Annotated in this window: 9 protein-coding genes; 3 read left to right on the top strand and 6 right to left on the bottom strand. The window is 74.1% G+C overall.

Annotated elements, in window-relative coordinates:
• Positions 1-269 precede the first annotated feature (269 nt).
• The 3 genes from ACMA1D_RS29550 to ACMA1D_RS29540 form a co-directional block, all read right to left on the bottom strand.
• On the bottom strand, positions 270-2003 hold the full coding sequence (locus tag ACMA1D_RS29550) for an LCP family protein (RefSeq protein WP_414727058.1): 1734 nt from the start codon (positions 2001-2003) through the stop codon (positions 270-272).
• A 218-nt stretch (positions 2004-2221) separates the two neighbouring features.
• Complete coding sequence (locus ACMA1D_RS29545) at positions 2222-3403, bottom strand: LCP family protein (protein WP_414727057.1); 1182 nt, start codon at positions 3401-3403, stop codon at positions 2222-2224.
• Positions 3404-3693: 290 nt separating this feature from the next.
• Positions 3694-4464 carry a TIGR03089 family protein gene (locus ACMA1D_RS29540; protein WP_414727056.1) on the bottom strand — a complete coding sequence of 257 codons (771 nt, stop codon included), beginning with the start codon at positions 4462-4464 and terminating at the stop codon, positions 3694-3696.
• Positions 4465-4602: 138 nt separating this feature from the next.
• Between ACMA1D_RS29540 and ACMA1D_RS29535 the strand changes: the two genes are divergently transcribed.
• The gene (locus ACMA1D_RS29535) at positions 4603-6288 is read left to right on the top strand and encodes an N-acetylmuramoyl-L-alanine amidase (RefSeq protein WP_414727055.1); all 1686 of its coding nucleotides are present in this window, start codon (positions 4603-4605) and stop codon (positions 6286-6288) included.
• 123 nt (positions 6289-6411) lie between these two features.
• Entirely contained in the window at positions 6412-7494 is a 1083-nt protein-coding gene (locus tag ACMA1D_RS29530; RefSeq protein WP_414727054.1) for a sugar phosphate nucleotidyltransferase, read from the top strand.
• A gap of 237 nt (positions 7495-7731) precedes the next feature.
• On the opposite strand, the gene ACMA1D_RS29525 is transcribed toward ACMA1D_RS29530, so the two are convergent.
• Positions 7732-8307 carry a TetR/AcrR family transcriptional regulator gene (locus tag ACMA1D_RS29525; RefSeq protein ID WP_414727053.1) on the bottom strand — a complete coding sequence of 192 codons (576 nt, stop codon included), beginning with the start codon at positions 8305-8307 and terminating at the stop codon, positions 7732-7734.
• A 260-nt stretch (positions 8308-8567) separates the two neighbouring features.
• Here ACMA1D_RS29525 and ACMA1D_RS29520 point away from each other — a divergent pair, with 260 nt between their 5' ends.
• Positions 8568-9473: a DNA-3-methyladenine glycosylase family protein gene (locus ACMA1D_RS29520; protein ID WP_414727052.1), complete on the top strand. Its 906-nt coding sequence runs from the start codon at positions 8568-8570 to the stop codon at positions 9471-9473.
• Positions 9474-9623: 150 nt separating this feature from the next.
• Here ACMA1D_RS29520 and ACMA1D_RS29515 read toward each other — a convergent pair whose 3' ends face one another.
• Together ACMA1D_RS29515 and cofD are read right to left on the bottom strand one after the other, a co-directional pair.
• Positions 9624-10988: a coenzyme F420-0:L-glutamate ligase gene (locus tag ACMA1D_RS29515; protein ID WP_414727051.1), complete on the bottom strand. Its 1365-nt coding sequence runs from the start codon at positions 10986-10988 to the stop codon at positions 9624-9626.
• Between the two features lie 92 nt (positions 10989-11080).
• Positions 11081-12046: a 2-phospho-L-lactate transferase gene (cofD, locus tag ACMA1D_RS29510; protein WP_414727050.1), complete on the bottom strand. Its 966-nt coding sequence runs from the start codon at positions 12044-12046 to the stop codon at positions 11081-11083.
• Between the last annotated feature and the right edge of the window lie 205 nt (positions 12047-12251).

Genomic DNA, 12251 nt, shown 5'->3' with positions numbered 1-12251 from the left:
GCCGTGGCCGCGCCGCGCTGACCGGCGGCGGGCCCGGCGTGCTGACCCGCGGCAGGCGCTGCGTGCTGGCCCCCGGCGGCGGGCCCGGCGTGCTGGCCGCCGCCCTCCTCGTACAGGCCGTCGTCCCAGCCGAGCTCGCGGGCCTCGGGCACACGTCGTCTCGATCGCTCCCCCCGTGTGCCGCCGTGCCGCATCGGGCCTCCCCGCTACTCAGTCGTGGTGCCGGCCTGATGGGCGGGCGCGTTGCAAAATGGTGCAGAAGACGAAGATTACTTCGCGCAGATGTTCTTATCGTCCGCGCCGATGCGCTGGAGGTCCTTCGGCGCCTTGCGCGGTGCGGTCAGCGGCACGCCCGCGCCCTTGAAGTCCTTGCCCAGGGTCAGCGTCATCTCCGCCATCGGATCGGCCTCCTCGGTCCCGGGCTTGAGCGCGGACCCGGGCAGGCCCATCACGGCGGCGAGCTTCCTGGCCTGGTCGGCCTGGTTCGACGCGTACTCCAGGGTGGTCTTCTCGGTCTCCGGGGCGTTCTGGCCGTTGGCGCTGCGGATGATGCCCTCGTCATTCTGCATCCAGGTCACCGTCTCCTGCGCCGCGCCCAGCTTGCCGCTGCCGTTCAACACCCTCACCCGAACGTTCGCGGGGTCGGCCTGGGTTCCCTTCAGGCGCGCCGCTTCCTTGCTCTTTGCGGCTTTTTCCTTCTTCTTGACCTCGGTCAGCGACACGTCTTCCCTGACCATCGCGAACAGCGGCTCGGCCTTGGGCTTGTCGAGCAGGACGGTGACCTGGTCGGTGTTGTCGTAGACCGGGACCGTCACGAAGGTGATGTTCTTGGTGTTGACCTTGCTCAGGTCCTTGCCGAGGTCCATCAGCTTCTTGACGCTGCCGATGCCGGTGTCCACGGTGAGCGCATCGGTGGCCGCGTTGCTCAGCTTCCACATCTTCTTCGGGCTGCTGAACGTGCCGCCCGACTTCATCTCCCGGATCATCGAGCTGAGGAACTGCTGCTGGAGCTTGATCCGGTCCAGGTCGCTCTCGAAGCCCACGCCGTGCCGGGTGCGGACGAAGGCGAGCGCGGTCTCGCCCTGGATGTTGTGCCGGCCCTTGCTCAGCTTGAGCTTGGACTTGGGGTCGTTGATGTCGCGCGCGAGGCACACCTCGACGCCGCCCACCGCCGTCGACAGCGTCTTGACCGCGTTGAAGTCGGCCATCATGAAGTGGTCCACCTCAAGCTCGGTCAGCTTCTCGACGGTGTTCCAGGTGCAGCCGGGGTCGCGGCCGTCCTGCCCGAGGCTGGCGTTGAACCGTACTTGGGTCAGCCCGGGGATGGTCTTGCGGGAGCCGTCCTCCTGCTTGACCGAGCATGCGGGGACGTCGGTGATCAGGTCCCGCGGGATGCTCAGCGCGGTGGCGTTGGAGCGGTCCTCGGAGACGTGGAAGAGGATCGTGGTGTCCGCGTGGCCGACGCTGTCCTTGTCGCCGTAGTTGCCGTTGCCCTTGCCGCTGCGGGTGTCGGTGCCGATGACCAGGATGTTGACGGGCCCGTCGATGACGGCCGGGTTGTTCTCGCCGACGTCGACCTTCTTGATGTTGCCGTTCAGGTGCTGGTAGATCAGGTACGCCGCGACCGACCCGCCCACCAGCAAGAACGCCATGGTGCCGCCGCCCCAGATCAGGGCCTTCTTGGTCTTGGACTTCTTCGGTTTGGGCTTGCGGCGGCTTATCGGACCGGCGGCGGCGGGTTTGTCGCCGTCCTCGTCCCGCGCGCGCGAGCCCCCCGCCTCCCGGCCGCCCTTGGGCGCCGCCCGCCGGCCGCGCTGCTCGGGTACGGCGCGGCGCCGGCCGGCCGCACGGGCCGCGGCCCTGCCGCCGGGGGCCGGTGGCGGGGCCTCAGGGCTCTCTTCGGCGGGGTGCAGCCGCAACTCGTAGTTGCCGGTCTCCGGGTTGAAAACCCACTGATCGGCGGGGTCGACATCGCCCGCTCGCTCACGGCCTTGCCCGTCCACGGTCGCCTGTGTCCTCCGTCGGTGCCACGCGGCGCCTCCCCCTCGGCGCGCGGTCAATCATCTGAGCAGGGCGCGGAAAAGCCTGGTCCAGCGCTCCGGAGCGCTCACACTATCCGCCAAGTTCGGCGCGCAGCGAGGCCGGTGCCTCTTTATCTGGCCCTACACCCGGGCAATGTGCCCAATCCAAGCGAGTCGACGTGGGGCCGCCGCGGCGTTCTTCACCTTCTCTTTCCACACACCCCACGTGCGGGTGGTGAAGCGGCGGAAGAGGCTCCGGAACGCGCCTGTCTGCCCTGCGATGCGCCGGCCTTGTCATCTTTTGCGGGGTTCGCCCCACCGGTATTGCCCCGTGCTTCGACCGTGCTTTGCTTCGACGTCACCGGACGGTCTTCCCGTAGTTGGGCAAAGAGAAGATCGGCGGCCGGTTGTACGAGTTCGTCGCGGGCCGCGTTTTCCCGAAAGGACCGGCGGGGCACGGTCAGGAATTCCACCTTGTCCGAGGGAATGCTCCGTACGCCGCGCACCAGGTTGTACAGATCTCGCAACGAGTTCAGTCCGGGGTCCGTGGTGAGCGCCGACGTCGCCGCGTCCAACACCGGATACAGCCGCGTCGGATTGAGTAACACCCCGCTGTCGTGCACCTTGTGCACCAGTGAGCTGAGGAACGCCTGTTGGCGGGCGATGCGCTGGGTGTCGCTGCCGTTGCCCAGGGTGTAGCGGGCGCGCACGAAGCCGAGCGCCTCCTCGCCGTTGAGCACCTGCCGCCCGGCGGGCAGGTGCACCCGGGCCCGCGGGTCACGGACCGGGGCGGTCAGGCACATCTCGACCCCGCCCACCGCGTCGACCAGCCGCTTGAAGCCGTCGAAGTCCACGATCAGGTGGTGGTCGATGCGGATGCCGGTGAGCTTTTCGACGGTACGGATCGTGCAGGCGGCGCCCGCCTTCTCGTAGGCGTAGTTGAACTGCCCGAACACCGGCTGCTGGCGCTTGCCGCCGGCCCGTTCGCAGTGCGGGATCTGCACCATCAGGTCGCGCGGGATGCTGAGGGCGGTGGCCCGGTCCCGGCCCCGGGACAGGTGCAGCACGATCGTGGTGTCCGAGCGCTGGGTGCCCACGTCGCGGCCGTACCGCCCGTTGCGCCCCGCCCGGTCGTCGCTGCCGATGAGCAGGATGTTCTGGGCGCCCTTGACGCGCACCGTCGGCCGCTCCGACTCGTACTTGCGCAGCAGCGCGGCGGTGTCCTCGTCGGTGCTGATGTTCCCGTTGAGCCGCTGGTAGAGCACCCAGCCCACGCCGCTGACCAGGAGCACCAGCACGGCGCAGGCGATCGCGGCCCAGCGCAGCCAGTGGCGGCGGGGCGCGGGCGGCGGGTCTGCCTCCGGGGTCGGGCGGTCGCTCACGTCACGGTCCTTCCCCCGCGGGCCCGGGGCCCCGCGCGGTCGGCGGCGCCTCGGCCCGCCGATCCACCGGGGCGGACGCAGGGGCCCGCGCGTGGTCGTGCGTCACGCCGATCATCACCCGCACCGGGGCCGGGGGCCCGCGCTCGGGGCCCGCGTTGAGCCGTCCGGGTGGGACAGCCGCGCAACGGCGGGCAGGCCGGGCAGGCCGGGCGGGGCCGGGGTGCGGCGGGGGACGGTTCGCCAGCGGGGCCCGTACGGCTGCGGTCCGCAGCGGCGCGGCCCCGTGCCCCTCAGCCGGCGGCGTCCGGCACCACGGCCGTGACCCGCTCCGTGGCGCGACGCTGGTCGACCTCCGCCGCGGAGAGCTTGTCCAGGTTGCGGCACAGCACCACCGAGCCGCCCGCGGCGAGCGGTGCCAGCAGGCCGGCCGACAGACCGTCCCACGTGTCGTACGCGAGCCCGGACAGCACCCGGGCGCCGGCCGTCAGGTCGCGCTGCGCGGCGTCAGCGCGGGCGCGCTCGACGGTGCCGGCGCCGGAGAGTTCGAGGCCGTCGGCGCGCACCACGAGGGCGGTGGCCGCCGGGTCCACCGGGGCGAACGGCGCGAACCGGTCGCCCTGGGCCGGTACTTCCACCGCGTAGTCGATGAACCCCGCGGGCGGCTGCGGGAAGCGCGCGCCCAGCGGGCGCAGGCTCAGCGCGACCCGCTCGCCGGTGCAGGCCAGGGCCGCGTCCAGCGTGTCCGGGCCGCTGACCACCAGGTCGGCGGCGGCCGGGTCGCCACCCACCTCGGCCACCACGCCGGTGGCCGAACAGGCGAGCAGCCACACCGCGGTCTGCCAGTGCGCGGGCAGCAGCAGCGCCAGCCGGTCGCCGGGCTCGGCCGCGAGGTCGCCCTGGAGCAGGTTGGCGGTCTTCGCCACCCAATTGGCGAAGGTGGCCACGGAGAGTTCGACGCGCTCACCGGTGGCGTCGTCGTAGAAGGTCACCAGTGGACGGGCCGGGTCCGTGGCGAGCGCGGATTGCAGCAGGTCGGCGGGGGTGCGATCGGTGGCGTTCATCGCCGCAAGGGTACGCGGCCGGCCTCTCGGCGGGCAGCCGCCGGGGGGCGCCTCCCGGCGGCTGCGAGGGCACGCACCGTCGACGCTCCGTCACTTTTCGAATAGACAGCTATGCGCGCTTTGCCCAGCATTTACATTATGCGTGCATACCTAGCTTCCGCGGTCGGTGTCGCGTGCACGGCCGCCCTGGTGCTCCCGTTGACCGACGGCCGGGGGGCCGCAGCCGCCCCCACGCCCGCCCCGCGCTCCGCGCCGGCGAGCGCGGCACTGCCCGGCAGCACCCAGTCGCTGCCGCTGGCCCCGCTGGACGGCACCGCGCCGGGCCCCGACCGGGCGGCGGACGGCCCCGACCTGGCGACGGGCGCGGCCCGCGCGTACGGCCTCGGGGCGCGTACCGTACGGCCCTTCTCGCTGGTCGGCGTCGTCTGGGACGACCCGCGGGCCGAACTGCACGGCCGGGTGCAGGTCCGCACCCGGGCCGCCGGCACCGCTCGCTGGTCCGACTGGCAGGACGTGCAGGCGCACGGCGATGCCCCGGACCTCAGCGCGCCGGGCCGCAGCACCGGCACGGTGCGCGGCAGCACCGCACCGCTGTGGGTCGGCGCGTCGGACGGCGTGGACCTGCGCGTCACGCCGGAAGCCGGACCGCACCCGGCCGCCGCGCCGCTGCCCGAGGGCCCGCCGGCGGACCGCGCCGCCGGGCAACACACCAACGCCGCCGGCGTGCTCCCCGCCGGCCTGCGGCTGGAGCTGGTGGACCCCGGGGTGCCGGCGCCGCCCGGGCCGTCCCACCCCACGGACCCCGGCGGGCCGGCCGCGGACGCGGGCCAGGGCCGGCACCAGGCGCGCGAGTCCGCGGCCGAACACCGCGCGGAGGACGTACGCGGCGAGCCACGGGAGGCGGCCGACGGGCAGCAGCCGGAAAACCAGCGGGACCAGCAGGACCAACGGGACCAGGGCGATCAGCAAGATCCAGCCCACCCCCGGCAGGACCAGAGCGACCAACAGGACCAGCAAGACCAGGCAGACCAGGGGGACCAACAGGCCCAGCAAGAGCCCGGCAGCCCCGAAGGGCTCGTCATCGACGGCGACGACCTCGCGCGGCAGACGCCGACCGACGACCTGGTGCTCGACCAGAACCGGGCCGTCCCGGCCGACCTCGTACTCCCCGCGGAGACCGAGGAGCAGGCGGACGAGCAGCGCACCTGGCAGCGCCGCTACACCGCCCCGCGCCCCCGCATCGTCCTGCGCAAGGGCTGGAGCGCGGACGAGCGGCTGCGCGAGCGCCGGCTCGGCTACACCAAGACGGTCAAGGCCGCGTTCGTGCACCACAGCGCGACGGGCAACAACTACCGCTGCTCGCAGGCGCCTTCGGTCATCCGCAGTATCTACCGCTACCACGTCAAGAGCAGCGGCTGGCGGGACCTGGGCTACAACTTCCTCGTCGACAAGTGCGGAAACGTCTACGAGGGCCGCGCCGGCGGGCCCGCCAAACCCGTACTCGGCGCCCACACCCTGGGCTTCAACTCCAACAGCACCGGCATCGCCGTCCTCGGCACCTTCTCCCGCACCGCGCCGCCCGGTGCCGCGGTACGCGCCGTGGCGAAGCTCACCGCGTGGAAGCTGGGCCTGCACGGGCGTGACCCGGGGGGCAGCGCGTACCTGGTCTCCGACGGCAGCAACAAGTACCGCAAGGGCGTCACGGTCCGGCTGAAGGTGATCTCCGGGCACCGTGACGGCTTCACCACCGACTGCCCCGGGACCCGGCTCTACCAGCGGCTCGCTGCGGCGCGCAGCACGGCGGCCAGGCTCCAGGGGCGGTGATCGCACCACCTGGTTGACCGGGCCGAACCGGGCGTTCACCGTCTGCTTACACTGGCCGCCGACCTCCCTCCGGGCGCAGGGGCCCGGAGGCGAGCCGGCCCCAAGGGAAGCAGAGACGACAAGGTGACAGAAGCGATCCTCCTGGTCGGGGGCAAGGGCACCCGGCTGCGCCCGCTGACGGTGCACACGCCCAAGCCCATGGTCCCGGCGGCGGGGGTGCCCTTCCTCACCCACCAGCTCGCCCGCGCCCGCGCCGCGGGCGTCGAGCACGTCGTGCTGGCGACCTCCTACCTGGCCGAGGTCTTCGAGCCGCACTTCGGCGACGGCTCCGACCTCGGGCTGCACCTGGAGTACGTGACGGAGCGGGAGCCGCTGGGCACCGGCGGGGCGATCCGCAACGTGGCCGAGCGACTGCACTCGGGCCCGGACGAGCCGGTGCTGATCTTCAACGGCGACATCCTCACCGGGCTCGACATCCGGGCCCTGGTCGCCACCCACGTCAGCGCGGGCGCCGACGTCTCGCTGCACCTGACCCGGGTCGATGACCCGCGGGCGTACGGCCTGGTGCCCACGGACGAGGACGGGCGGGTCACGGCGTTCCTGGAGAAGCCGCAGACGCCTCAGGAGATCGTCACCGACCAGATCAACGCGGGCGCCTACGTCTTCAACCGCTCCGTCATCGACGCGATACCCACCGGCCGGCCGGTCTCCGTCGAACGGGAGACCTTCCCCGGCCTGCTCGCCGCCGGCGCCCACCTCCAGGGCATGGTCGACGACACGTACTGGCTCGACCTCGGCACCCCGCAGGCGTTCGTCCGCGGCTCGGCCGATCTGGTGCTCGGCCGCGCCCCGTCGCCCGCGGTGCCGGGCCGGCGCGGCGACCGGCTGGTGCTCGCCGGGGCCGAGGTCGCCGCGGACGCCAAACTGACCGGCGGCACGGTCGTCGGCGCCGACGCCAGGATCGGCCCCGGCGCCCGGGTCGAGGGCAGCACCGTGCTGGCCGGCGCGGTGGTGGGGGAGGGCGCCCGGGTCCGCGACTCGCTGATCGGGGCCGGCGCCCGGATCGGGGCCCGTACGGTGCTCGACGGCGCGGTCATCGGCGACGGTGCCCGGGTCGGGGCCGACAACGAACTGCGCGACGGCATGAGGGTGTGGTGCGATGCGGCGATTCCGACGGCGGCGGTGCGGTTCTCGTCCGATCAGTAGCCAGTAGCCAGTAGCCAGTAGGCAGGAGCCGGTGGGCGCGGGGGTTCCGCCCCCGGGCGGCGGCTGGACACTTGTCCTCGTACGCGCGCCTGCGCGAGGTTGCGCCGATGCCTTACGCCGGGCAGGCCCCGGCCTGGTCCACTTCCCGTAGGCGCACGGGGCTCCGCCGACGCCGGGCAGGACTTCGCCCGAAACCACCTCGCGCCCGCCCGCGCGCGAGGGCGGCCCGGCGCGGGGTCACCCCTGGACGATGCGCTCCACCGCCGCGGCCACGAGTGCGTCCCGTTCGGTGGGGGAGAGGACGTCCGGCAGGGTGAGCTGTTCCACGACGAGCCAGTTGAACGCCAGGTAGAGCAGCCGGACCGCGGTCGCGTCGCCCGGCAGCCCGGACTCCAGGTGGTAGGCCACGTTGGCCTCGATGTCGGCGCGCACCCGCTCGGTGAGCACCTCCCGCAGCGCCGGCCTGCGCGTCGCTTCGAGCCGTAGTTCGAGCAGGGCCAGGTAGCCGGCGCGGTAGTCGGTGATCCGCGCGATGAGCTCCCGCATCAGCTCCGCGTACGTCTCCCGGTCCCGGCCGCTCGTCCGCTGCCTGGCGATGGTCGCCTCGTCCGGCTGGAGCCGCTCGTAGACCCGGGCGCCGGCCTGGGTGAGCAGGTCGTCGCGGTTGGCGAAGTAGTTGGACGCGGTGCCGGCGGGCACGGCCGCCTGGACGTCCACCGCCCGGAAGGTCAGCCCCCGGGCGCCCTCCGCCGCGAGCACCTCGATCGCCGCGTCGACCAGCGCCGCCCGCCGCTCGTCGTTCCGCCGCACCATGTCCACCACTTCCGTTCCGTCGTCGTACCGGGGCCACCGCCGTACGTGCCACCTCGCGCTCCCGCGCCGTGCCGACGTCGTACGCGGCCCCTCCGCCGCACCGGACGCCACCGCCCCCCGCGCCGTACGGGCCGCCTGGTCGCACCGGTGCCGTACGGGGCGCCAGCCGCTCCAGGCAGAGTACTACGGTTGGAGTTCTTTGGGTTTCCGCGGAGTACGGCGGGGCGGGGCCGGGCCGGCGGGCCACGTACGCTGGCGGGATGTCCGTCAGCCGCACCTGGGTCCCGCCCGGCCCGTACGACCTGGGGCGCAGCCTCGCCGTGTTGCGCCGCGGCCCGGGCGATCCCGCGTTCCAGGTCGACCCGGACGGCACGATCTGGCGGGCCTCGCGCACCCCGCAGGGCCCGGGCACGATCCGGCTGGCGCGCCACGGCGACGGGATCGGGGCGCAGGCGTGGGGCCCGGGCGCCGACTGGCTGCTCGACCACCTGCCGGACCTGCTCGGCGGCCACGACGACCCGGCCGGCTTCCGCCCGCGCCACCGGCTGGTCCACGAGTCCCACCGGCGCCACCCGGGGCTGCGCCTGATCCGCACCGGCCTGGTGCTCGAATCCCTGGTGCCCTCGATCCTGGAACAGAAGGTCACCAGCGACGAGGCGTACCGGGCCTGGCGGCTGCTGCTGAGCCGGCACGGCGAGCCCGCACCCGGCCCGAAGGACCGGATGCGGGTCATGCCCGACGCCAGGACCTGGGCGCTCATCCCGTCCTGGGAGTGGCACCGGGCAGGTGTGGACGGCAAGCGCTCGGCAACCGTGGTGCGCGCCGCACGCGTGGCCCGCCGGCTTGAGGAGGCGGCGGCGATGCCGCTGTCACAGGCGATGGCGCGCCTCCAGGCCGTACCCGGCATCGGCCCGTGGACGGCGGCCGAGGCGCTCCAGCGCAGCAACGGCGCCCCGGACGCGGTGACCGTCGGCGACCTGCACCTGCCCGGCATCATCGGCTACGCGCTCACCGGCCGCCGCGGCACGGACGACGCCGCGATGCTCGACCTGCTCGCCCCCTACGCCGACCAGCGCCACCGCGCCTGCCGGCTGATCCTGCTCGCCGGCGTGACCCCACCACGCCGCGCCCCGCGCCTGGCCCCCAGCGACATGCGCGCCCTCTGACAACCGGTTCGGAACGGGCGCCCTCCGGTCCTCGCCGGTGCGGACGCCCCGCGCGGCCACCCGTACCGACAGACGACGGGGGCGGGACCGGCTCGACGGACCAGCCCCGCCCCCACGGACGGATCTCCCGGGCGCGCCGCGCCAGCGCCGCTAGCGGACCTCGATGAACGCCGACGCCTCGCGCGGCGGTCGGGCCACGGGCGGGGCGGCCGGCGTGCCGACCGCCACCGCGCCCAGCGGGTCCCAGTCCGCGGGCAGCTCAAGCACCTCGCGCACCACCTCGCGGCAGAACATGGTGGAGGAGACCCAGGCCGAGCCCAGCCCCTCGCCGGCGAGCGCCACCAGCAGGTTCTGCACGCCGGCGCCGGCCGCGACCACGAACATCTCGCGCTCGGCGGTGGCGCGCCGCTCGTCCGGGTACGGGTGCGCGCCGTCCGCCACCAGGCACGGGACGACCAGGTACGGCGCCCGGCGCAGCACGTCGCCCCGGCGCACCCGCCTGGCCACGCTCTGCTCGCTGAACCCGTCGCGCCGCAGATCGGCGATCCACGCCTCGCGCATCGCGTCCAGCAGCTCGGTACGCGCCCGCTCGCTCTCCAGCAGGACGAACCGCCAGGGCGTGGTGTGGTGCGGCGCGGGTGCGGTGACCGCGGCGGCGACCGCGCGCCGCACGGCCGCCCCGTCCACCGGCGCGTCGGTGAACTCGCGCACCGTGCGCCGCAGCGTCACCGCCTCCCGTACGGCCTCCGACGTGCCGAGCCGGAACATGTCCTCGGCCGGCTTGCGCACCAGGGCGCTGGCCCCGGCGCCGGTCGGGTCGGCCGCCTCGCCCACCAGCCGCGGCAGCCCGCGCACCACGGCGACCGGGCAGCCGGAGGTCTTGCCCTTGACGAGGTCGCCGGCGGCGGCCAGCTCGTCGGCGGCGGCGACGATGGTGACCGCCAGCGGGTTGCCGTGCGCGTCGGTGCCGCCGCGCAGGTCGTCCAGGACGCGCAGCCCGGCGGCCCCGATCGCCACGTCGGTGAGGCCGGAGCGCCAGGGCCGCCCGAAGGTGTCGCTGATGACCACGCCGACGTCCACGCCGAGCGTGGCGCGCAGTTCGTCGCGGATCGTACGGGCGGAGGCGTCCGGGTCGAGCGGCAGCAACAGCACCGTCCCGGCCGGGGTGTTGGAGGCGTCCACGCCCGCGGCGGCCATCACGAAGCCGTTCCGGTTCTCGACGACGCGCAGCGGGCCGCGCCGGGCGACGACGCGCACCGTCTCGGCGTCTATCGCCGCCTCGCGGTCGTCCGCCCGCACCAGCCGGCCCTCCGCCTTGCTGACGATCTTGGAGGTGACGACGAGCACGTCGCCGTCGGCCAGTCCTGGGCCGTCGGGGCCGACCGCGGCGGCGGCGATCAGCTTGGCCAGCGAGTCGCCCTCGCGCACCTCGGGGATGCCGGCCAGCGCCCACACCCGGAAGGAAGCGGCCCCGCCGTCCTCGGCGCCCGCGGCCCCACCGCCCTCAGCGTCCACGGCCGGGACAGTGTCAGCCGAAGCCGAAGCCGAAGCCGAAGCCGAAGCCGAGCCCGCGTCCGCACCCGGCCCCGTGGGCCGGGTCGGCGCGCTCACGCCCGTACCTCATCGGCCAGCGCCAGCGCCTCGCGGGCCATCTGGGCGGTGGCCGCCAGGTCGGTCATCATCAGCGGCACCGCGCGGCAGCGGATGCCGGCGGCCTCCACCTCGGCCGTCGCGCCCGCGTCCATGGTGTCCACCAGCCAGCCGTCGAGCAGCCCGGAACCGTAGTGCGCGGCGACCGCAGCCGCCGTCGCCTGCACGCCCACGGCGGCCAGCACCTTGTCGGCCATGCCGCGCACCGGCGCGTCGCCCACGATGGGGGAGAGCCCGACGACCGGCACCCCGGCCTCCGCGATGGCCTCCCTGATGCCGGGCACGGCCAGGATGGTGCCGACGCTGACGATCGGGTTGGACGGCGGGAAGAGCACGACATCGGCGGCGGCGATGGCCTCAAGGACGCCGGGCGCCGGCTTGGACTGTTCGGCGCCGACCGGCACCACCGCGTGCGCCTGCACCCCGGCCCGCAGCCGCACCCAGTACTCCTGGAAGTGCACGGCCCGGCGCCCGCCGTCGGCCTCCGGGTCGTCGATGAGCACGTGCGTCTCGACCCGGTCGTCCGACATGGGCAGCAGCTTCACGCCCGGCTGCCAGCGGGCGCACAGCGCCTCGGTGACGGCGCTGAGCGGATAGCCGGCGCCCAGCATCTGGGTACGGACGATGTGCGTGGCGAAGTCCCGGTCACCGAGCCCGAACCACTCGGGCCCCACGCCGTACGCCGCCAACTCGTCCTTCACCGCGAACGTCTCGTCCGCCCGGCCCCAGCCCTGCTCCTCGTGGATGCCCCCGCCGAGGGTGTACATCACGGTGTCGAGGTCGGGACAGACCTTGAGGCCGAAGAGGTGGATGTCGTCGCCGGTGTTGCCGACGACGGTGATCTCCGCGTCGGGCGCCGCCGAGATGAGACCGCGTAGGAACCGGGCGCCGCCGATCCCCCCTGCCAGAACCACAATGCGCATGGGACACAGTCTGTCAGCCGCCCGGGGAACCCCGGGCTCCGGTCACCGCGGCGGAACCGGCCACCGTGCGCGGTTCGGCCAACCCGCCGCCGGCACGGGGGCGCTCGCCCACCCGCGGGTGTCCGATCGCCACGCCCGAGCGGGCCGACCCGCGCCCAGGCCGGCCCACGCTCAACTCCCAGGCGTCCGGCGGCAGTTCAGCCCC

The organism is Streptomyces sp. 796.1, assembly GCF_047525675.1.
Taxonomy (GTDB): Bacteria; Actinomycetota; Actinomycetes; order Streptomycetales; family Streptomycetaceae; genus Streptomyces.
The sequence above is the reverse complement of the archived record's forward strand: the minus strand, read 5'-3'. Positions and strand labels throughout refer to the sequence as shown.